General features: G+C 71.0%; 18 protein-coding genes. 10 read left to right on the forward strand and 8 right to left on the reverse strand.

What is annotated here, in order from left to right; genetic code table 11:
• Positions 1-104 precede the first annotated feature (104 nt).
• Positions 105-1,664, forward strand: coding sequence for an OFA family MFS transporter (locus ABZU52_RS06210; RefSeq protein ID WP_354970106.1), 1,560 nt, complete (start codon positions 105-107; stop codon positions 1,662-1,664).
• 72 nt (positions 1,665-1,736) lie between these two features.
• On the opposite strand, the gene nrfD is transcribed toward ABZU52_RS06210, so the two are convergent.
• Genes nrfD through fdh form a run of 3 tightly spaced genes read right to left on the reverse strand, consistent with a single transcriptional unit; the run spans position 1,737 to position 7,129 of the window.
• Positions 1,737-2,810, reverse strand: a complete 1,074-nt coding sequence (gene nrfD, locus ABZU52_RS06215) for an NrfD/PsrC family molybdoenzyme membrane anchor subunit (protein ID WP_354969999.1) — start codon at positions 2,808-2,810, stop codon at positions 1,737-1,739.
• Complete coding sequence (locus tag ABZU52_RS06220) at positions 2,807-3,850, reverse strand: 4Fe-4S dicluster domain-containing protein (RefSeq protein WP_354970000.1); 1,044 nt, start codon at positions 3,848-3,850, stop codon at positions 2,807-2,809. Before ABZU52_RS06220 ends, nrfD begins: the two co-directional genes overlap by 4 nt.
• Positions 3,851-3,853: 3 nt before the next feature.
• Positions 3,854-7,129 (reverse strand): formate dehydrogenase, encoded by a 3,276-nt coding sequence (fdh, locus tag ABZU52_RS06225; protein WP_354970001.1) that lies wholly within the window; start codon positions 7,127-7,129, stop codon positions 3,854-3,856.
• Between the two features lie 31 nt (positions 7,130-7,160).
• On the opposite strand from fdh, the gene ABZU52_RS06230 reads away from it, so the two are divergent.
• Positions 7,161-7,373, forward strand: coding sequence for a hypothetical protein (locus tag ABZU52_RS06230; protein WP_354970002.1), 213 nt, complete (start codon positions 7,161-7,163; stop codon positions 7,371-7,373).
• Between the two features lie 98 nt (positions 7,374-7,471).
• Here the strand turns inward: ABZU52_RS06230 and ABZU52_RS06235 are convergent, their stop codons facing one another.
• Positions 7,472-8,545, reverse strand: a complete 1,074-nt coding sequence (locus tag ABZU52_RS06235; RefSeq protein WP_354970003.1) for an XdhC/CoxI family protein — start codon at positions 8,543-8,545, stop codon at positions 7,472-7,474.
• A 118-nt stretch (positions 8,546-8,663) separates the two neighbouring features.
• Here ABZU52_RS06235 and ABZU52_RS06240 point away from each other — a divergent pair, with 118 nt between their 5' ends.
• The 5 genes from ABZU52_RS06240 to ABZU52_RS06260 are packed head-to-tail and all read left to right on the forward strand — an operon-like array spanning position 8,664 to position 13,930.
• A complete protein-coding gene (locus tag ABZU52_RS06240; protein ID WP_354970004.1) occupies positions 8,664-9,536 on the forward strand; it encodes a xanthine dehydrogenase family protein subunit M in 873 nt (290 codons plus the stop codon).
• A 2-nt stretch (positions 9,537-9,538) separates the two neighbouring features.
• Positions 9,539-10,087: a (2Fe-2S)-binding protein gene (locus ABZU52_RS06245; protein WP_354970005.1), complete on the forward strand. Its 549-nt coding sequence runs from the start codon at positions 9,539-9,541 to the stop codon at positions 10,085-10,087.
• Entirely contained in the window at positions 10,084-12,474 is a 2,391-nt protein-coding gene (locus tag ABZU52_RS06250) for an aerobic carbon-monoxide dehydrogenase large subunit (RefSeq protein ID WP_354970006.1), read from the forward strand. Before ABZU52_RS06245 ends, ABZU52_RS06250 begins: the two co-directional genes overlap by 4 nt.
• Before the next feature lie 10 nt (positions 12,475-12,484).
• Entirely contained in the window at positions 12,485-13,351 is an 867-nt protein-coding gene (locus tag ABZU52_RS06255) for an XdhC family protein (protein WP_354970007.1), read from the forward strand.
• Positions 13,352-13,354: 3 nt separating this feature from the next.
• Positions 13,355-13,930 (forward strand): nucleotidyltransferase family protein, encoded by a 576-nt coding sequence (locus tag ABZU52_RS06260; protein WP_354970008.1) that lies wholly within the window; start codon positions 13,355-13,357, stop codon positions 13,928-13,930.
• A gap of 119 nt (positions 13,931-14,049) precedes the next feature.
• On the opposite strand, the gene ABZU52_RS06265 is transcribed toward ABZU52_RS06260, so the two are convergent.
• Positions 14,050-15,162: an RNA-guided endonuclease TnpB family protein gene (locus tag ABZU52_RS06265; RefSeq protein WP_354970009.1), complete on the reverse strand. Its 1,113-nt coding sequence runs from the start codon at positions 15,160-15,162 to the stop codon at positions 14,050-14,052.
• A gap of 119 nt (positions 15,163-15,281) precedes the next feature.
• Between ABZU52_RS06265 and ABZU52_RS06270 the strand changes: the two genes are divergently transcribed.
• Genes ABZU52_RS06270 through ABZU52_RS06280 form a run of 3 tightly spaced genes read left to right on the forward strand, consistent with a single transcriptional unit; the run spans position 15,282 to position 18,120 of the window.
• The gene (locus tag ABZU52_RS06270; RefSeq protein ID WP_354970010.1) at positions 15,282-16,133 is read left to right on the forward strand and encodes a MoxR family ATPase; all 852 of its coding nucleotides are present in this window, start codon (positions 15,282-15,284) and stop codon (positions 16,131-16,133) included.
• The gene (locus ABZU52_RS06275) at positions 16,130-16,888 is read left to right on the forward strand and encodes an SRPBCC family protein (RefSeq protein WP_354970011.1); all 759 of its coding nucleotides are present in this window, start codon (positions 16,130-16,132) and stop codon (positions 16,886-16,888) included. The genes ABZU52_RS06270 and ABZU52_RS06275 overlap by 4 nt, the downstream gene beginning before the upstream one ends.
• A complete protein-coding gene (locus ABZU52_RS06280) occupies positions 16,885-18,120 on the forward strand; it encodes a VWA domain-containing protein (protein ID WP_354970012.1) in 1,236 nt (411 codons plus the stop codon). Before ABZU52_RS06275 ends, ABZU52_RS06280 begins: the two co-directional genes overlap by 4 nt.
• Here ABZU52_RS06280 and ABZU52_RS06285 read toward each other — a convergent pair.
• The 3 genes from ABZU52_RS06285 to ABZU52_RS06295 form a co-directional block, all read right to left on the reverse strand.
• Positions 18,045-19,001 carry a LysR family transcriptional regulator gene (locus ABZU52_RS06285; protein ID WP_354970013.1) on the reverse strand — a complete coding sequence of 319 codons (957 nt, stop codon included), beginning with the start codon at positions 18,999-19,001 and terminating at the stop codon, positions 18,045-18,047. The genes ABZU52_RS06280 and ABZU52_RS06285 overlap by 76 nt on opposite strands.
• A 157-nt stretch (positions 19,002-19,158) precedes the next feature.
• Entirely contained in the window at positions 19,159-19,959 is an 801-nt protein-coding gene (locus ABZU52_RS06290; RefSeq protein WP_354970014.1) for an FkbM family methyltransferase, read from the reverse strand.
• 35 nt (positions 19,960-19,994) lie between these two features.
• Entirely contained in the window at positions 19,995-21,623 is a 1,629-nt protein-coding gene (locus ABZU52_RS06295; RefSeq protein WP_354970015.1) for a sulfatase-like hydrolase/transferase, read from the reverse strand.
• Positions 21,624-21,819 lie beyond the last annotated feature (196 nt).

The following is a 21,819-nucleotide window of genomic DNA, read 5'->3' on the forward strand; positions in this document are numbered from 1 at the left end:
GTGCGCCGGGCCGCCACTGCGGCGGCGCCGCTCGGCCAACTGCCGGGTCGGACAGCTCGGCACCGTCGCGGCCCACTCAGCCGCAGGAGGTGTGGACGATGCCCATGCTGTCAGTCTTCGATCCTCGGCACACGGTCGCTCCCCCGGGATACAGTCGTTGGCTCATCCCGACCGCGGCACTGGCCGTGCACGTGTGCATCGGTCAGGTCTACGCGACGAGTGTCTACAAGAACTCCCTCATCGCGCACTTCGACACCAGCCAGACGGCGATCGGGGCGATCTTCAGTATCGCCATCGTCATGCTGGGCTCGTCCGCGGCGGTGGGTGGCCGTTGGGTGGAGCGGAACGGACCGCGCCGGGCGATGTTCACCTCCGCCTGCTTCTGGGCCGTCGGGTTCCTGGTCGGCGCGCTCGGCATCGCGACCCACCAACTCTGGCTCCTCTACCTCGGGTACGGCGTCATCGGCGGCATCGGGCTCGGCATCGGCTACATCTCACCCGTCTCCACACTGATCAAGTGGTTCCCGGACCGCCCGGGTCTCGCCACCGGGCTGGCCATCATGGGGTTCGGCGGCGGCGCCCTGGTCGCCGGCCCGCTCGCGCGCCAGCTGCTCTCCCTCTACGACTCCGGCTACGACCCCGCCAACCCGGCCGCCGTCGCGTCGGGACATGCCCTGGTGGCGCTCTTCGTCACGTTCGGCATCGGCTATTTCGTGATCATGATGTTCGGCCCGTTCAACGTCCGGGTTCCGGCGCCGGACTGGCGGCCCGCCGGGTTCGACCCGGCGAGCGTAGCCGCCAAACCTCTGGTGACGACGGCGAGCGTGTCCGCGTCGAACGCGGTGCGTACCCGGTCGTTCTGGTTGCTGTGGATCGTGCTGTTCTGCAACGTCACCGCGGGCATCGGCATCCTGGAGCAGGCGAGCCCCATGATCCAGGACTTCTTCCGGGACAACGGGACCGCCACCACGGTCTCGGTGACGGCGGCGGCCGGTTTCGTGGGGGTGCTGTCGCTGTTCAACATGGCTGGGCGGTTCGTCTGGTCGACGACGTCCGACGTCATCGGCCGCAAGCCCATCTACATGATCTACCTCGGCGTCGGCATGGTGCTGTACCTGCTGCTCGCCATTGCCGGCCACGCCGCGACCGCGGTCTTCGTGCTGATCGCCGCCGCGATCATCTCCTTCTACGGCGGTGGCTTCGCCACCATGCCCGCCTACCTGCGTGACCTGTTCGGCACCTTCCAGGTCGGGGCCATCCACGGCCGGATCCTGACCGCCTGGTCAGCCGCAGGCGTCGCCGGCCCGCTGATCGTCAACGGGATCCTCGACGCGCAGGGCAAGCCCGGCACCCTCACCGCGGCGGCGTACCGGCCCGCGCTGTTCACCATGGTCGGCATTCTCGCCATCGGGTTCATCGCGAACCTGCTGGTCCGTTCCGTGCCCGAGCGGTTCCACGAGCCGAACCGAGGGCCGACCTCGCCGGTGGCGAAGGCGACCATCACCGAGCCGGTCGCTCTCGGGCGGGACAGCCAGCCGCCCGCGCCGCCGCACGTCGGTAGCCAGACCGGCCGGCTCTGGTTGTCGTGGCTGCTGGTCGCGCTACTACTCGGGTACGGCATCGTCGAGACCGCCATCACCGCCGCGAAGCTGTTCACCGGCTGACGCGCGGCGGCCCGACTTGCATTGCAACGGAGGGTGCCCCTTGAAGGGGCGCCTTCCGTCTCGCCGATCTGCTCAGGGCTGGGTGACCGACCGGTTCTTGTCGAGCCGCTCCCGTTGTGGCACGACCGTGTACTTCGGATCGCGTGCCGACACCCGTCCCGCCTCGAAGACGCCGAACCGGGTGGCGACCGACGACGCCACGAGGGCGGCGCCGGAGATCGCCGACAGGACCCGGCTGCGTCGACTGACCAGCGCGGCGACGGTGCCCACGACCAGCAGGGCGCGTCCCGCCTTGACCAACCGGCCGCCGCGTCCGTGCATGTAGGGCTCGCTGGTGAGGCCCTGCTGCTCCAGCCGGTACCCTCCGCGTAACTCGACGGCTGCGGCGGCCAGGACGAGTCGTCGCAGTGGGGCGGTCTCCGCGACCGGTGCCGCGATCAGTCCGACCCCGGACGCGGCGGCGAGCGCGCTGCCGGCGAAGACGAACGGCAGCGAGCGGTATCCGTCGTGCCAGGACGGCACGGCCGTGTCGGCGAGCAACACCCCGGTGTACGTGGCCAGCGCCGGCGCGGTCGCCGCGGCGGCCAGCCCGGCGACGGTGCCGATGGGCGGTGCGATCCGACGGGCGAGGCCGAGCACACCGTGCTGCGGGAGCAGCGGCGCCAGCTCGGCGATCGCGGCCACGCCCGCCAGCGGCCCGAACGTGGCGAGGATCCAGGTGCCCACCGACATCGGCGAGGTCACCTTGGCCACCCGGAGCATGTGATGGAACCGGGCCGGCCGGCCAAGGTCGTGGACCAGCAGGTACGTGCTGGCGGCGACGCCACCGAGGGCCGTCCACCGGCCCACCTTGCGTAGCCCCGGTCGTCCGGTCAGCTGGGCGCCCGCGCCGATCAGGGCACTCCCGGCGGCAAGGCCGCCGGTGAACAGGTAGCCGGCGATGTCGTCCTTCCACACCGGCGGCTTCAGAACCGGCCGGCCGTAGTAGGAGGCGAAGTCGGCCGGCGGCACCGTGAGCTGCTCACCGCCATCGCCGCCTCGTCTGCGGGGCTGCCGGTGGCGCTTCCCGTCGGGCTGACCGGGGCCGGCCTGGAACTCGCGGAGCCTGGCGTCGACCGGCTCGTTCGATGGCGTCTCGTCGGTCATTGCCGCCTACCCAGGAACGCGACCGCCGTGGCGACCGCCATCGTCATCGCCGCCAGGCCGGCACGCTTCCACATGGCCGGCAGGTCGCGGGTGGTCACGATCGGGTCGGGCGGCAGCCCGTACACCTCCGGCTCATCCAGCAGCAGGAAGAAGGCACCATCACCACCGACGCCGTCGTTCGGGTCGTGCCCGTACAACCGTGCCTCCGGCACTCCACCCTCATGCAGCTTCGCCACCCGCGCGGCGGCCCGATCCCGCAACTCATCCAGAGCCCCGTACTGGATCGACTCCGTCGGACACGCCTGCGCACACGCCGGCGTCATCCCGACCCCGAGCCGGTCGTAGCACAGCGTGCACTTCCACGCGCGACCATCACCCTTGCGCTGGTCGATGACGCCGTACGGGCAGGCGGAGATGCAGTAGCCGCACCCGTTGCAGATGTCCTCCTGCACCACCACGGTGCCGAACTCCGTCCGGAACAGCGAACCGGTCGGGCAGACATCCAGACAGGCCGCGTGGGTGCAGTGCTTGCACACATCCGACATCATCAACCAGCGGAAATCGGTCCGTCCCTCCGCACCCGAACCCCTCCCCGGCGGCTGCGCACCCGGCATCCCCAGAAACTCCGGCCCGCCCGACATGCGGGCCGCCGCCGCCGGTGAGCCGGGCGGAAGGCCCGGATCCGTTCCGGTGTCGGTGCTGGTACGCGCGCCGACGGCCGCCGTGAGCGGGCTGACCGGCGGCCCGTCCGGTTGCTGCTCGAATGCTGGAGTCGCCCAGCCGGCCGTGCGGGGCTGCTCCACGAACGCGACGTGCCGCCACGAGTTCGCGGTCAGGGCGCCCGTGTTGTCGTACGACATGCCCAGCAGGTCGAGCCCACTCTCGGGGACGCCGTTCCACTCCTTGCAGGCCACCTCGCACGCTTTGCAGCCGATGCAGACGCTGGTGTCGGTGAAGAACCCCATCCGCGGCGGCGGGTTCTCGTAGCCGGCGTCGGGCGCCGGGTCCAGCGGCCCGTACAGGGCGTTGGCGTGGGGCATCGGTCAGGCCTCCTGGTCGCTGCTGCTGTCGGCGATGTCGGTCGTGACCAGCGGTGGGTAGTGGTGGGCGAGATTCCCCGACCGCCGCCCGTAGTCGACGACGAGGTCCAACAGATCCTGTCCTCTGGGGCGTCGTCCGGGCCGGACGTCGCACGTGCCGACCTTGCTCTCCTGAATCAGGACGTTGGGGTCGAGGGTGATGCCGAACAGGTCGTTCGCCGAGTCGCCGGTCACCAGGCCCTGGTAGCCGAAGTGGTACGGCAGCCAGACCTGGTGGATGACCCGGCCATCCACGCGCAGCGGTGTCACGCGGTCGGTCACCAGCACCTTCGCCTCGACGGCCGCGCGGCTGGTGACCAGGTGGGCCCAGCCCAGGTGACTCAAGCCTCGCAGGGCCGCCAACTCCGGCGACACCTCGACGAACATCTCCGGTTGCAGCTCCGCGAGGTGCGACACCGTCCGGCTCATCCCGCCAGCGGTGTGGTGCTCGGTGAGCCGGCTGACCGTGAAGACGTACGGGAAGACCTCGCTGTGCTCCTCCGGCGGGCTCGGGTTGAGCGTGTTGATCGGATGGGTGTAGACCTTGCGGGTCGGGTTGGCCTGCTGCCGATAGAGCGGATTGCGCACCGGCGACTCGATCGGCTCGTAGTGGGTGGGCATCGGGCCGTCGAGCACGCCGGTGGGCACGTACAGCCAGCCTTTGCCGTCGCCCTGCATGATGAACGGGTCGTCGCCGGCGATGCCCGCCACACCCGACGCGTCGCGCTCCGGCCGGTACGACGGTGGCTTGGTCTTCTCGAAGTCCGGCACGTCGTAGCCGGTCCACTCGGCCTTGTCCGCGTCCCACCAGACGTAGCGTTTGCGCTCACTCCACGGGTTGCCGTCCGGGTCGGCGGAGGCCCGGTTGTAGAGAATGCGCCGGTTCGCCGGCCAGGCCCATCCCCACTCGGGCGCCACCAGGGACTGCTCCGAGCCGGGTTTGCGGCGGGCCGCCTGGTTGACGCCGTCGGCGTACACCCCGGTGTAGATCCAGCAACCGGCGACGGTGGAGCCGTCGTCCTTCATCTCGGTGAACGACGCCAGCGGCCGGCCGGTGACCACGTCGTACCCGTTGATTTCCCGCAGCACCGCCTCGGCGCTCGGCTCCGCGTCCGGACCGTGCGTGGGGTAGTCCCAGGCGAGGTCGAGCAGCGCCCGGTCGCGCGGCAGCGGCGAGTCGGCCAGCCGTTCCCGGATGATGCGCCCGAGGTGGTAGAAGAACCACAGCTCGGAGCGGGCGTCGCCGGGCGGCTCGACGGCCTTCTCCCGCCACTGCAACAGGCGCTGCGTCTGGGTGAACGTGCCCTCCTTCTCCACATGCGAGGCGGCGGGCAGGAAGAACACCTCGGTGCGGCACTCCTCCGGCACGATCTCGCCGGTCTCGATCTCCGGCGCGTTCTGCCAGAACGTGGCGCTCTCGATCTCGAACAGGTCCCGGACCACGAGCCAGTCGAGGTTGGCCATGCCGAGCCGCTGCGCCCGGCCGTGCGCCGAACCGACCGCCGGGTTCTGCCCGAGCAGGAAGTACCCCTTGATCTTCCCGTCGATCATGTCGAGCACCTGCTGGTACGTGCCGTGGTCACCGGTCATCCGGGGCAGGTAGCCGTAGCAGTAGTCGTTGTCGGCGGTGGCGGCGTCACCCCAGTACGCCTTGAGCAGGTTGACGCCGTAGGTGCGGGCGTTGCCCCAGAAGCCCTTCTGCCCGGGGTGCGCAATGCTGTCCACCCACTTGTCCAGGGTCGGGTGCTCCGCGTGGTGGGGCATCGGCAGATAGCCGGGCAGCAGGTTGAACAGCGTCGGGATGTCGGTGGACCCCTGGATGCTGGCGTGGCCGCGCAGGGCCATCACCCCACCACCCGGGCGGCCCACGTTGCCCAGCAGGAGCTGGATGATCGCGCCGGTGCGGATGTACTGCACGCCCACGCTGTGCTGGGTCCAGCCCACCGAGTAGACGAGCATGCCGGTGCGGTCCCGGCCGGAGTTCTCCGTCCACGCCTGGGCCAGTTCGAGGAACTTCTCCTGCGGGACGCCGCAGACCCGCTCCACCATCTCCGGGGTGTAGCGGGAGAAGTGCCGCTTGAGGATCTGATAGACGCAGCGCGGATGCTGCAACGTCTCGTCACGTTCGGTCTCGCCGCCGACCGGCGCGCCGTGTGACTCGTGCTCCAGCCCGGCCGCCGTGTCCCGCTGCGTCTCGCTGTCGCGGGTCGTCTGATCCTGCGGATGGCCCTCGTAGCGCCAACTGGCCTGGTCGTAGGTGGCGTTGTCCTCGTTGAAGCCGGAGAAGAGGCCGTGCAGGTCCTCGGTGTCGGCGTACTCCTCGGTCACGATCGTCGCGGCGTTGGTGTAGGCGACGACGTACTCCCGGAAGTCCAGCTCGTTGTCGAGGATGTAGCGCACCACCCCGCCGAGCAGCGCGATGTCGGTGCCCGCCCGGATGGGCAGGTACGAGTCAGCCAGCGCGCTGGTACGGGTGAAGCGCGGGTCGACGTGGAAGACCTTCGCGCCCCGGCGCTTGGCCTCCATCACCCACTGGAAGCCCACCGGGTGTGCCTCGGCCATGTTCGAACCCTGGATGACGATGACGTCGGAGTTCGACAGGTCCTGCTGGTACTGGGTGGCGCCGCCACGACCGAAGCTGGTCCCCAGACCGGGGACGGTGGAGGAGTGTCAAATACGGGCCTGGTTCTCGATCTGGAGCGCCCCCATCGCGGTGAACAACTTCTTGATGAGGTAGTTCTCCTCGTTGTCCAACGTCGCCCCACCCAGACTGGAGATACCCAGCGTCCGGTTGAGCGGCCGACCCTCGTCGTCGACGTCCTCCCAGGTTTCGTCCCGGGCGGCCAGGACCCGATCGGCGATCATGTTCATCGCCGTGTCGAGGTCGAGGTCCTCCCACTCGGTGCCGTACGGCCGGCGGTAGCGAACCGTGGTCTGCCGCAGCGGACTGGTCACCAGGCTCTTGCTCGCCGAGCCCTTCGGGCAGAGCCGACCCCGCGAGATCGGGCTGTCCGGATCACCCTCGATCTGACTGACCCGCCCATCCTTCACGAACACCCGCTGACCACAACCCACCGCGCAGTACGGGCAAACCGACCGGGCCACACTGTCGGCCGTGTCGGTACGGGAGGTGAGCGCACGAGACCCGTCGGACATCGCCGCCGCACCCCGGCCCAACGGGTCCGTGCCGGTCAACTGGCGGTACACCGGCCAACCCTCGAACCAGCTGCGCACCCCCATCGCCGCACCTTCCCGACCAATACCGCCAAATATGAACACTCTGACGGTAGATGAGGTGCCGGTCCGGTCGCAGCGAGATCACCAACAGTCCTGCCTCCCCGGCCGTTTCGTTCCGACCGACGCCGAGCGGCACCTCCACCTCTCCACCCGCACACTGCGCCCGCAGACCGTCATGGACTACGGCATCGAGATGCCCCAGAACTCGATCCGGTCCGCCGGTGGGCGCGGACGGCGCTCGACATGATCGTTGGCAGCTGAGCTGTTCGACACGCCGAGCGGTGCCCTGCTGGGCTGCCACCGATCGACGTGGCGGAGCGCACTGGTCCTGCGCATGATCTGACGTCAGGTGTGGTGGATCGGGGTGGCCAGGTCGCTGAGCGGGCGGCCCGAGCCGCCCCAGGTCTGGGCGGTGATCTCGGCGGCGATCGCCACGGCCGTCTCCTCGGGCGTCCGCGCGCCCAGGTCCAGCCCGATCGGCGAGCAGAGCCGGGCCAGCGCGGCCTCGCTCACGCCCGCCTCGCGCAGCCGGCGCATCCGGTCGTCGTGGGCACGCCGGCTGCCCATCGCGCCGATGTAACGGGCGGGCGTGTCGAGGGCGACCTGGAGCAGCGGCACGTCGAACTTGGGGTCGTGGGTCAGCACGCAGAGCACTGTGCGGTCGTCGACGGTCGTCGACTCCAGATACGCGTGCGGCCACTGCACCACGAGGTCGTCCGCGTCCGGGAAGCGCGCGCGGGTGGCGAACACCGGGCGGGCGTCGCAGACCGTGACGTGGTAGCCGAGGAACCTGCCGATCCGGGCCATCGCGGCGGCGAAGTCGATCGCACCAAAGATGATCATTCGGGGTGGCGGCACGTACGACTGGACGAACACGGCAACGTCGTCGCCGCGCTGTTCCCCCCGCCGGCCCAGGTGGATCGTGCCGGTGGCACCGAGGGCGAGCATGCCCCGCGCCTGCCGGGTCGCCGCGTCGTCCAGTTCGGGTGCGCCGAGGCTGCCCGCGACCCGGTCGGGCCAGATCACCAGTTGGGCGTTCTCGACCGATGCGGTGGCGACCGCCCGGCCGTCCTGGATGGCGGCGAGCACCTCGTCGGTCTCGGTCATCGCGACACCGGGCTGCACCAGGACCTGGATCGTGCCGCCGCAGGTCAAGCCGACGCCGAACGCGTCGTCGTCGCTGACGCCGAAGCTCTGGGTGTGCGCCGTTGCGGTCTCCAGCGCCGTCCGGCACAGCTCGTAGACGGTGCCCTCGACGCAACCGCCGGAGATGCTGCCCAGCACCTCGCCGTACGCCGAGACGGCCATCGCCGCACCGGGTTGCCGGGGCGCGGACTGCCAGGTACGCACGACGGTCGCGACGGCGAAGGCGACGCCAGCCGCCCGCCAGGTCGCCAGCCCGTCGACGATGTCCCGCATGGCCGCACGATCCGCGAGCCCCGGCGGCACCGTCAACGGCGACCTAAGCAGTTGCTTAGGTCGCCGTTGACTTTGGTCACCGTCGGGCAGAGATTTTGCCGGACTGCGGAGGTGCGACATGCAGGTGCCGGCACCGTTCGAGTACGAGCGAGCCACCAGTGTGGACCATGCGATCAGCCTGCTGGAGCGGCGCGGCGGGACGGCCCGCCTGATCGCCGGCGGGCACAGCCTGCTGCCGATGATGAAGCTCCGGCTGGCCAACTTCGACTATCTGATCGACATCAACGACCTGCACGCCGAGCTGGGCTACGTCGAGACGGGCCCGGACGAGGTCCGCGTCGGTGCGCTGACCCGCCATCGGGAGTTGCTCGAATCGCCCGTGCTGGCGGCGGCGTTCCCCATCTTCGCCGACGCCGAACGGGTGATCGCCGATCCGGTGGTGCGCAACCGGGGCACGCTGGGCGGCTCGCTCTGCCAGGCCGACCCGTCCGAGGATCTGTCGGCGGTGTGCACGACGCTGGACGCGCGGTGCGTGATCCGTGGTCCGGGCGGCGCCGAGCGGGTCGTGTCGATGGAGGAGTTCCACGTCGGGCCGTACGAGACGGCCGTCGCGGACGACGAGATCCTGGTCGAGATCCGGCTACCGGTACGGCCCGGCTGCGGCAGCGCGTACGCCAAGGTCGAGCGCCGGGCCGGCGACTGGGCCGTGGTGTCGGCCGGCGCGGCGGTGTGGCTCGACGGCGGCGCGATCGTCGACGCCCGGGTCGGGCTCGCGGCGGTCGGCCCCAACACCACGGGCATCCCGGAGATCTCTGCGGCGCTGCGCGGGCAGGACCCCTCGGAGGACCTCTACGAGCAGGCCGGGGCGATCGCGGCGCGCAGCTGCGATCCGGTGACCGACCAGCGCGGCAGCGCGGACTACAAGCGGCATCTGGCCGCCGAGCTGACCAGGCGGACCCTGCGCCGGGCCGTCGAACGGGCGAGGAGCTGAGCATGCAGGTCACCATGACCGTCAACGACGTCGAGGTCACCCGGGAGATCGAGGGCCGGTTGCTGCTGGTGCACTTCCTGCGGGACGTGCTCGGTCTGACCGGCACGCACTGGGGTTGCGACACCAGCAACTGCGGCACCTGTGTGGTCTGGTTGGACGGCGAGCCGGTGAAGTCGTGCACCGTGCTCGCGGCGATGGCCGGCGGCCACCAGGTGCGTACCGTCGAGGGTCTCGCCAAGGGCGCCGAGTTGGACCCGATCCAACAGGGCTTCATGCAGTGCCACGGTCTGCAGTGCGGTTTCTGCACGCCGGGGATGATGATGACCGCGCGGGCGTTGCTCGACCGCAACCCTGACCCGAGTGAGACGGAGATCCGGGAGGCGATCTCGGGTCAGATCTGCCGGTGCACGGGTTACGCCACCATCGTCCGCTCGGTCCGCTGGGCCGCCGTGGCCGAGGCGCAGGCCGCGGCCCAGGTCGCCGAGACCACCGAATCGTCCGAGGCCGGCGAGATCGCCGACGCCGGCCAGCCCGCGGGGGCCGTCGCATGACCACCGTGCACGAGCGCGTGGACACGTTCCACGACAACGACCAGAAACCCGTCGGGTACGGCCGGATGCTGCGCAAGGAGGACCCCCGGTTCCTGCGGGGTCGCGGCCGGTACGTCGACGACGTCCAGCTTCCCGGCATGCTGCACCTCGCGATCCTCCGCTCGCCGGTGGCACACGCCCGAATCGTCAGCATCGACACCAGCGCCGCCGAGGCGTCGCCCGGGGTGAAGGCGGTGGTGACCGGGGCGGCGCTCGCGCAGCAGAACCTGGCCTGGATGCCGACCCTCTCCAACGACGTGCAGGCCGTCCTCGCCACCGACAAGGTGCGTTTCCAGGGCCAGGAGGTCGCGTTCGTCGTCGCCGAGGACCGGTACGCGGCGCGCGACGCGTTGGAGCTGATCGACGTCGAGTACGACGTGCTCGACCCGGTGATCGACGCGCGTCGCGCGTTGGCGCCGGACGCCCCGCTGATCCGCGACGACCTGGACGGCAAGACGAACAACCACTGCTTCGACTGGGAAACCGGCGACGAGGCGGCCACCGAGGCGGTCTTCGCCCGCGCCGACGTCGTGGTCAGCCAGGATCTCGTCTACCCCCGGGTGCACCCGGCGCCGATGGAGACGTGCGGGGCGGTCGCCGACTACGACGCGGTCGAGGGCAAGCTGCGGCTCTGGTCGACCACCCAGGCGCCGCACGCGCACCGCACCCTCTACGCGATCGTGGCGGGCCTGCCCGAGCACAAGATCCAGGTGATCTCGCCGGACATCGGCGGCGGGTTCGGCAACAAGGTGCCGATCTACCCCGGGTATGTCTGCGCGATCGTCGCGTCGATCGTCACCGGCAAGCCGGTGAAGTGGATGGAGGACCGCTCGGAGAACCTGATCAGCACCGGCTTCGCCCGCGACTACATCATGCGCGGGGAGATCGCGGCGACCCGCGACGGCCGGATCCTCGGCATCCGCACCAACGTGCTGGCCGACCATGGCGCGTTCAACGGCACCGCCGCCCCGGTGAAGTACCCGGCCGGTTTCTTCGGGGTGTTCACCGGCAGCTACGACATCGAGGCCGCGTACTGCAAGATGACGGCGGTCTACACCAACAAGGCGCCCGGCGGCGTCGCGTACGCGTGCTCGTTCCGGATCACCGAGGCGGTCTACCTGGTCGAGCGGATCGTCGACTGCCTCGCCGACGAACTCGGCATGGACCCGGCTGAGCTGCGGCTGAAGAACTTCATCCAGCCGGAGCAGTTCCCGTACACCACGAAGACCGGCTGGGTGTACGACTCGGGCAACTACGAGCCGACGATGCGGCTGGCGATGGAGATGGCCGGCTACGACGAGTTGCGCCGCGAGCAGGCCGAGAAGCGGGCCCGCGGCGAGCTGATGGGCATCGGCATCGCGTTCTTCACCGAGGCCGTCGGCGCCGGGCCGCGCAAGAACATGGACATTCTCGGGCTGGGCATGGCCGACGGCTGCGAGCTGCGCGTCCACCCGACCGGAAAGGCGGTGGTACGCCTCAGCGTGCAGTCGCAGGGGCAGGGGCACGAGACGACGTTCGCGCAGATCGTCGCGGAGGAGATCGGAATCCCGCCGGCGGACATCGAGGTGCTGCACGGCGACACTGACAACACCCCGTTCGGCCTCGGCACGTACGGCAGCCGTTCCACGCCCGTGTCGGGTGCGGCGGCTGCCCTGGTGGCCCGCAAGGTCCGCGACAAGGCCCGGATCATCGCCTCCGGAATGCTGGAGGTGTCGGTGGCCGACCTGGAGTGGGAGAAGGGGGCGTTCCACGTCGCGGGCGACCCGGGCCGGTCCGTCACCATCCAGGACATCGCCCTGCGCGCGCATGGCGCGGGTGACCTGCCCGAGGGCATCGAGGGTGGGTTGGAGGCGCAGATCTGCTACAACCCGTCGAACCTGACATACCCGCACGGCGCGTACATCTGCGTGGTGGACATCGACCCGGGCACCGCTCAGGTGACGGTCCGACGTTTCATCGCGGTCGACGACTGCGGCACCCGGATCAACCCGATGATCATCGAGGGGCAGGTGCACGGCGGGCTGACCGACGGGGTCGGCATGGCCCTGATGGAGATGATCGCGTTCGACGAGGACGGCAACTGCCTCGGCGCGTCCCTGATGGACTACCTGATCCCGACATCGCTGGAGGTGCCGGACTGGGAGACCGGGTTCACCGTGACGCCGTCGCCGCACCACCCGATCGGCGCGAAGGGCGTAGGCGAGTCCGCGACGGTGGGATCGCCACCAGCGATCGTCAACGCGGTGGTGGACGCCCTGAAGCCCTTCGGCGTCCGCCATGCCGACATGCCGCTGACGCCGTCGCGGGTGTGGGACGCGATGCGCGGTCAGGCACGGCCGCCGATCTGAGGGAGCCGAGATGACGACCATCGCGGAGCGCGCCCGGGAGCTGACCGACACCCGGGAGCCGTTCGTCCACGCCACAGTGGTCCGCGCCCAGGATCCGACGTCGGCCCGGCCGGGCGACGCGGCGGTGATCCGGTCGGACGGCTCGATCGAGGGCTTCGTGGGCGGGGTGTGCGCCGAGAGTTCGGTACGGGCGGCCGCACTCGACACCCTGCGCGACGGGACCGCCCTGCTGCTGCGGGTGCTACCGGAGGGAGCGGCCCCGTTCCCGGACACGCCGGGGGCGCGGGTGGTGATCAACCCGTGCCACTCCGGCGGGGCGATCGAGGTCTTCCTCCGACCGATGCTGCCGGCGCCGACACTGCGCGTGGTCGGCAGCACGCCGATCAGCGCGGCGGTCGCCAACCTCGCCGCGTTCCTCGACTTCGACGTCGTCACGGCCGACGACTGCACCGGCTGCACCGCGGTCGTCGTGGCCGGCCTGGGCAAGGGCGAGCAGGAGGCGATCCGCGCCGCGCTGGACGCCGGCGTCGGTTTCATCGCGCTCGTCGCCAGCGGCAGACGTGGCGCGGCCCTGCTCGACGAGCTGGGGTTGACCGACGCGGAGCGCGCCCGCGTCCACTCCCCGGCCGGTCTGGACATCGGCGCTCGTACACCGGCGGAGATCGCCCTGTCGATCATGGGTGAGGTGGTCCGGGCGGTCCGGGTGGACGGATTGGCCCCGCCCTCCGGCGCGCGGGCCACCCGGCCGCAGCAGGCCGTCGACCCCGTCTGCGGGATGACCGTGCTGGTCGGGTCGGAGACGCCACACGCGCGGGTCGACGGGCAGGACTTCTGGTTCTGCTGCGCCGGCTGCCTCGCGAGTTACACGGCGGCGTAGCCGGTGTTCCTGACCGGCCTGGTGCTCGCCGCGGGTGCGTCGGCGCGGCTCGGCGAGGCGAAGCAACTGCTGCCGTACCGGGGGCGGACGCTGCTCGACGCCACCCTCGACCTGGCCCGCTCGTGCGGCTTCGACCAACTGCTCGTCACAGTGGGCGGCGCGGCGAGCGGCATCCGCGACCGGGTCGACCTGACCGGGTGCCAGGTCGTGGAGAACCTGGCGTTCAGCACCGGATGCGGGTCGTCGGTCAGCACGGCCGCGCGGGCGGTGGACCCACGCGCCGACGCGCTCGTGCTGCTCCTCGGCGACCAGCCCGGCGTCCGCGCGGCGGACGTCCGCCGGGTCGCCGCGGCGGCCACCCCGCTGGCCGTCTGCCGGTACGCGAACGGGCTGGGCCACCCGTTCCGCTTCGACCGGGCGATCCTTTCCGAGCTGTACGACCTGCACGGCGACAAGGCCGTCTGGAAGCTGCTGCACTCCGGCCGGCACCCGGTGACCGAGGTGCCTGTCGACGGGCCGGTGCCGATCGACGTGGACACCCGGGCGGACTACCAACGGCTGCTGGCGGGCGAGGCTTGACATCCTCCAACGCCCGGACGGGCGGGGATTCCCTCAATCGCCTGAGGGGTTTCCTGCTTCACCAGGCCGCGCCTTCACCGCTTGCGCGGATCGGGTCTGATCGTCCCTCCACAGGCGTTTTACCTCTCCGCCAGCCCGGCGGCGAGGATGTTGCGGGCTGCGTTGACGTCCCGGTCGTGCACAGCGTCGCAGCCGGGGCACGTCCAGACGCGGACGCCGAGGGTCATCGCGGTATTGATCCGACCGCACGCCGAGCAGGTCTTCGTGCTCGGATGCCAGCGGTCGACGACGATCACCCTCCGCCCGTACCAGGCGGCCTTGTACTCGATCATGCTGCGCAGGCTCGACCAGGCCGCGTCGGAGATGGCGCGGGCGAGACTGTGGTTGCGCAGCATGTTACGCACACTGAGGTCCTCGATCACGACCGTTTGGTTCTCGCGGACGAGTCGAGTCGACAGCTTGTGCAGGTGATCCCGCCGCCGGTCGGCGATGCGGGCATGGATACGGGCCACCGAAAGGCGGGCTTTGGCCCGGTTCTTGGTGTCCTTGCCCTTGCGGTACAGGTTCCGCTGCGCCTTGGCCAACTTGCGCCGGTCGGCGCGCTCGTGGCGCGGGTTGGTGATCTTCTCCCCGCTGGAGAGGGTGAGCAGACTGGTGATACCCGCGTCAACCCCGACCGCCGCGTCAAGCGGCGGGAGGGGAGTCACGGTGGAATCCTCGACCAGCAGGGACACGAACCACCGACCGGCCGGGTCACGGGACACAGTGACGGTGGACGGCTCGACACCATCGGGCAGGGGCCGCGACCACACGACGATCAGCGGGGCGTGCATCTTGGCCAGGCTGAGTTGCCCGTCGCGCCAGCGAAACGCCGAGCGGGTGTATTCCGCCGACGCCCGGGACTTGCGCTTGGACTTGAATCGCGGATAGCGCGAGCGCTTGTCCCAGAACGCAGCAAATCCGGCTTGCAGGTGCCGCAGGGCTTGCTGCAAGGGCACAGAGCTGACCTCGGTGAGGTAGGCCAGTTCCTCGGTGCGCTTCCACTCGGTCAGCCACGCCGAGGACTGCACGTAGGTGCTGCGCCGCCGGTCGACGGCCCACGCGCGGGTGCGCGCCTCCAAGGCGAGGTTGTAGACCTTGCGCACGCAGCCGAAGGTGCGGTTGAGCTGATCGGCCTGCTCGGGGGTGGGATAGAAGCGGTACTTGTACGCCCGCTTCACCACCTCACTCACGCGTCACATTCTAGTAGCTCACCGTGTACGGCGAGTATTGAGGGGAGGGCGCGGCGTTTCCTTCTGGCCCTAAACGGCCGAGTTTCCACGCCGCGACACTGATGAAGGATGCCTTGGCCGTGCGGCACCGCCTCGACGCCGTCGACTACCTGGTCGACGACGGCCTGGCGATGGCCCTGTTCCTGGCGCTGCGCCTCGGCCGGCCGCTGCTGCTGGAGGGCGAGCCGGGCGTCGGCAAGACCGCCGCCGCGAAGGCGTTGGCCCGCGCGCTGGAGACCCCGCTGATCCGGTTGCAGTGCTATGAGGGGCTGACTGCGGGCGAGGCGCTCTACGAGTGGAACTACCAGCGACAACTGCTGGCGATCCGGCTCGCCGAGGCACAACACGCGCGGCTCACCGACGCGGACCTGTTCGGCGTCGAGTTCCTCCAGGAACGGCCGATCCTGCGGGCCGTACGCCACCGGGGGCCGGTCCCGCCGGTGCTGCTGATCGACGAGATCGACCGGGCCGACGACGAGTTCGAGGCGCTGCTGTTCGAGTTCCTCGGCGAGGCCGGCATCACGATCCCCGAACTCGGCACGTTCACCGCCCAAACGCCGCCGGTCGTGGTGCTCACCTCCAACCGCAGCCGGGAGTTGCACGACGCGTTGCGTCGCCGCTGCCTGTACCACTGGATCGACTTTCCCGAACCGGCCCGCGCCGTCGAGATCGTCCGCCGCGCCGTGTCGGGCGCCACCGAGCCGCTGATCCAGACGGCCGTCCAGTTCGTCGGCGGCGTACGCGGCCGGGAGTTGGAGAAGCCCCCGGGGATGGCGGAGACCATCGACTGGGTGGCCGCGCTGTCCGTGCTGGGCGTCGCCGATCTCGCCGCCGACGACGTCGCGTGGACCATCGGCACCATCGCCAAGACCCCCGACGACCGCGCCGTGGTCGCCGCCGCGCTCGGCACCTACCAGGAGAGCCAGCTATGAAGATCACGAACGAGTTCGCTGTCGCTGTCCCGATCGACGAGGCGTGGGCAGTGCTCACCGACCTGGAGGGAATCGCGCCGTGCCTGCCAGGCGCCCAGTTGACCGGCGTCGACGGTGACGTCTACCGGGGCAGGGTGAAGGTCAAGGTCGGGCCGGTGCTCTCGGAGTTCGCGGGCACCGCCCGGTTCGTCGAGAAGGACGACGCCGCCTACCGCGGGGTGATCGACGCGAAGGGCCGCGACGCCCGGTCGACGGGGAACGCGTCCGCGCTGGTCACCGCCCACCTACGGCCGGACGGCGCCCAGACGCTGGTCAGCGTGGACACCGACCTGAAGATCTCCGGCAAGCTGGCCCAGTTCGGCAGCGGCATGATCAAGGAGGTGTCGGGCAAGTTGGTGGCCCAGTTCGTCGCCAACCTGGAGGCCAAGCTCGCCGCCGACCAGCCGCCCGCGCCAGCGCCGGTGCCGGATTCGGAGCCCCTCGCGCCGTCGCCGATCTCGCCGTCGGTGCCGTCGGCGGCGGCGGTGCCGGCGGTGGCGTCGGTGCCGTCGGTGCCGGCGGGGGCGGCGGGGGCGGCGGGGGCGGCGGGTGCGGCGGCGGAGGACGGCTCCACCCGTGTGGCGGCGGCAGCCGAGCCGGAGGCGCTCGACCTGCTCAGCATCGCCGGCGGTTCGATCACCAAGCGGCTCGTACCCGTCGTTGTCGGGCTCGTCGCCGTGGGCGCGGTGATCGCCTGGCTGGCCTCCCGCCGGTGAGCCCGAGCGTGCTGCGCGGGGTCGACCGGGCCGCGTTCGCGGTGGCTTTCGCCGGCCGGCTGCGACGGGCCGGCGTCCCGGCCGGCCTCACCGACGTGGACGACTTCGTCCGGGCGCTCGCCGCCAGCCCACCCCACTCGATGTCGTCGCTCTACTGGACGGCCCGGATCTGCCTGGTCCGGCAGCACACCGACCTCGCCGCGTTCGACCGGGTCTTCGCGGCAATCTTCGCGGACCCGCCACCGCTGCCCCGGCCGTCGCGGTCCGCGTCCCCACCTGACGCCCACGACGACGTGTACGCGCGGGTGCCGGCCGACACCGACGACTCGGATTCCGGTGGCCTGCCGTGGGCGACGCTGCCGCCGGCCGTCGCGGAGACACCGGCACACGACACTGCACTGCGGCTGCCCGAGCGGCGCCCCAGCGCCCTCACCGGGCTCGCCGACCGCCCGTTCGACGAACTCGACAGCGCGCAGGTGGCACAACTCGGCGACGCCCTGCGCGCTGCCGTCGCCGGCTGGCCGACCCGGCGTACCCGGCGGTTCGCCACCGGCGCGGCCGGTGCCCGGGTCGCGCTGCGGCCCACCATCGCCCGGGCCCGTCGCACCGGATGGGAACCCGTCGACGTCGTCCGCGAGCGACCGGTACGACGACCACGCCGGGTCGTGCTGCTCTGCGACGTCAGCGAGTCGATGCGGGCGCAGGCCACCGCTTACCTGCACCTGATGCGAGCGTTCGCGGTGGTTGCCGACGGGGAGGTCTTCGCGTTCGCGACGACGCTGACCCGGCTCACCGTGGTGCTGCGACACAGGTCGGCGGCGGAGGCGGTCGCGCGGGCCAGCGCCGCCGTGACCGACCGGTACGGGGGCACCCGGATCGCCACGAACCTGCGCTCCCTGCTCACCTCCCACCACGCGGACGCGGTGCGCGGGGCGGTGGTGGTGATCGGATCGGACGGCTGGGACAGCGACCCGCCGCACGAATTGGCGGCCGTGATGGCCCGGCTGAGCCGCCGCGCGTACCGGATCATCTGGTTGAATCCCCGCGCCGGCGCACCCGGCTTCACGCCCCGGGTCGGCGGCATGGCCGCCGCTCTCCCCTACTGCGACCGGATGCTGCCGGCCGGCACCTTCCAGGACCTGCTGGTCGTCGCCCGTCAGCTCCAGAGCGTCACGTGCACCGACGGCCGAAAGTGGCCGACGCTGACTCCCGCGCCGCGCATCATCGCCTGAATCGCCCTCGGCGTCGACGAGAAGCGCGACAGCTCGTCGGCGGTTGACATCGCGTCGGGGGTGGCGAGCACCTGCGAATGCCACACCGCCTCCATCGTGGCGTGCGGCCCCGCCACGTGCACGAGGTGCCCCCGTCGGACGTCAGGCGCGACGGTGAACGCGAGGGCCGGCGAGACACCCTTGCCCCGCTTGGCCTCCCCCAGCGCCGCCGCGTGGCTCTGGAAGATCTGCTGCCGCTCGTCCGGCACGGCGAGGCGACGCAGCATCGCCGGCACCCCACCCAGATCCGTGGTCGCGGACGGCCCGAGCAGCCAGGTCTGCTCCCGCAACTGCCCGGGGGACGCCGGCACACCGGCCAGCGGGTGGTCCGGGCCGACGACGAGGACGAGGCGGTAGTTCATCACCGGCCGGCTGACGGTGGCGCCTTCCAGCACCGGCGGTTGCGGACCGATCGCGATGTCCACCGCGCGGGCCAGCAGCAGCGACCCGAAGGCACCCGGGCTGCGCACACTCAACTCGACGTCGAGGTCGGCGGCCCGCTTGGCGAAGAGTTCGATCAGGCCCGGCGCGGCGAACTCGGCGAACAGGCTCGACGCGGCGACCCGCAGCAGCCGCCGGCCGCGCGTCGCGGCGCTCACCTCCTGGATCGTGCGGTCCTGGAGCCCCAGCAGCTCCGCGGCGCGACTGGCCAGCCGCAGCCCGCCAGGGGTGAAGGCGAGACCACCCGCCGTTCGGGTGAAGAGCTTGTCGTCGAACTCCCTGCGCAGCTGAGCGATGTGGAGCGACACCGCCGACTCGGAGACCTGGAGCTCCGCGGCGGCCTGCTTGACGGACCCCAGCCGGGCCACGGCGACGTACGCGCGCAGCTGTGTCGGGGTCATCGGCGTCACCCTCTTCCCCGCGATCGCGTGGCTCGGCTCGGCGTCGAGACGAACGTCGATCATCCCGCGCTGGTCCGTCCCACCGCCAGCGGCCGATCATCTGATCGTCGGGCCCGGTGCCGTTCACCGTGGACCGTAGCGGTGACGACTGCTCCGGTCAGCTGTCGGTGGTGGCCGCCCGGATTCCGGACACGCAGTACACGTCCCCGGAGTTCGCGGCGTGCGGCAGTTCGTGCAGGTGCGTCGCCAGGTCGGTCGCGGATATCCACCGTCGGAACGTCATCGACTTGTCGTCGCCCAGCGCGATGTCGAAGCCGTCGAAGCCGAGCGCGGTCAGGCGGTCGAGACACCGGTGGGCCACCCCGCGCGCGATCGTGGTGAACTCGAACGAGAGGGCAGGCAGCGGCCGGCTCAGGCCGGCCAGCACCTCGTCCTCGAAACCCTCCACGTCGATCTTGGTGAAGGTCGGCACGCCGTACGTCTCGATCAGCGCGTCGACGGTGACGACCGGGACCTCGATGTCAGCATCCCACACCTGGCCCTGCCAGCCGTCCGCGTCCTGCGCCGCCCGGACGAAGTCCGGTGAGGCGGTCGACACGGTGGGGTTGGTGGAGTTGACGTGCAGCCGGATGTGCCCGGGTAGCGCGCCGCACGCGGCCTCGACCACTGTCACCTGGTCGTCGTCGGCGTAGATCGCCCGCAGGGCGCGCAGACACAGCGGCTGCGGTTCCACCGCGACGACCCGGGCGCCGAGGCGACGGAAGCTGCCGATGTGGTCGCCCACGTGGGAGCCGATGTCGAAGACGAGGTCCCCGCTGCTGACGAATCGGGCGTAGAAGGCGTCCATCCTCGCGTCCCGTTCGGGATCGCCGTAGTAGACGTCCAGCGACCGGTGCAGCAGGGACAGGTCCGGGTCGGTGCGGAGCGCAGCGACCCTGGTGTCGGTGACAGCCGTCATCTGTCTGGGTCCAGTCCGTGAGAGAGGTGGCCGGGTTACGGTCCGAAGGCGGTCAGGAACCGGTCCCGGAAGGCGTCCATCCGCCAGACCGGCGCCTGCGGGCCGGGCTTCAGCCCGTCCTGCCAGCCCCACCCGGAGATCCGGTCCAACACGGCCCGGTCCCGGGTGATGATCGAGATCGGGACGTCGTGGCTGGCGTTCTCGCCGGTGACGACCGCGGCGGGTTGGTGGTCACCGAGGACGATGAACACGAGGTCGTCGTCCCCGTAGGTCCGCACGTAGGAGATGAGCGCACCGAGGGTGTACTCGATGGACTTCCGGTAGTCCGCCCGGATCTGGGTGGTGCTCCGGCGCCGGTCGTCGGTCTTGCCACCGCCGGCCCCGCGGTAGGCCGCGCCGTCGCCGACGTCGGCCCAGTCGAGCAGCGGCGGGACTGGCGTCCAGGGCGCGTGACTCGACACCATCGCCAGTTCGGTCATCACGTTGCCGTCGCGCTTCGCCTGCTCCAGGCGCTGCCAGCTGGCCAGGGTGTACTGGTCCGGCGGGGTGCCGAAGCTGAACTTCGGTCCCCGGTACGCGAGCGTCCGGGCGTCGTAGAACCGGTCGTAGCCGAAGAAGGAGCCCTCCGGCCACGCCCTGGTGACGGCGGGCATCACGCCCACGGTCTGCCAGTTCGCCCGTCGGAAGGCGCCGTTGAGGGTCATCCGGTCGCTGGCCAGCAGGGTGCGGTGCCGCTGGTCGTTGTCGATCCAGAGGCCGGAGAGCAGCGTGTCGTGCGCGAGCCAACTGCCGCCACCGAAGGTCGGCGAGGTGAGGAAGCCGCTCTGCGCGGCGAAACCCGCCGCGCCCAGCTCGGTGGCGCCGCGGTCGAGGACCGCACCGACCTGCGGCGCGAACTCCGGGTCCTCGACGGCGTCCCGGCCGTAGCTCTCCACGAAGGCGACCACCACGTTCTTGCCGCGCAGCGCGGTCAGTAGCTGGTCGCCCGGGGTGTCGGCGAACCTGTCGGCCTCGATCAGGGCGCCGAACGTCTCGCGGTCGTCGAGGCGCAGGCGCACCTGGAAGCCGTGGCCGTTGGCCAGGGTGGTCGCGGAGGTGTCGGCGACCGGTACGCCCTGGGCCACCCGCACGTTGAACGCGGCGCAGGCCACCCAGACGACCACCAGCGCGGCCACGATCCGGGTGGTGCCGGTGCGGTGCCGGACCACCAGCCGCCGCAGTCGCCGCATCGACAACGTGACCAGCGTGGGCAGGCCCACGACCACCACCGCCAGGGCGACGACGGCACCGATGGCGGCGGGCCGACCGTACGACTCGCTGAGGAAGGCGAACCCCTCGTCGAGGAGCGCCCAGTCGAGCACCGGGTCGAACGCCCGGCTCAGCGAGGCGGAGAACCCCAGGTCGAGCAGCTTCAGCAGGCCGAGCAGACCGAGGGCCACGCCGGCCAGCGTCGCGACCAGTCGGCTGCCCCGAGACGGCAGGGCGAGCAGGAGGGCCACGACCAGCAGCGCCTCCAGGGGGATCCGCGCGAACCCCGCCGGGCTGAGCCGGCCGTAGTCGTACGGCACGGTGAGGACGAACAGAACGAGCAGCGCGGCCAGGATGGTCGTCAGCCGGGCCCCGATGGAGCGTTTCGGCTGGTCCTCGCCGTCGGTGCCCCTCATCGGCCTCCGTCCCTGGCTCGGCAGCTGACGTACGCGCGTCAAGAGCGACAACCCGGGCATCCTTCCATGATCACTGATGGGTGCGGCATCCGGGGCGGCTCAGACGCGGGCGGTGCCGTGTCGGGCCACGGCGACCGTCCGGCGTTCCGACCAGGGCAGCCCATCGGCCTTAACCGGGGTCAGCTCGGCCAGTCCC

The organism is Micromonospora sp. NPDC005220, from assembly GCF_040607895.1.
Lineage (GTDB): Bacteria > Actinomycetota > Actinomycetes > Mycobacteriales > Micromonosporaceae > Micromonospora.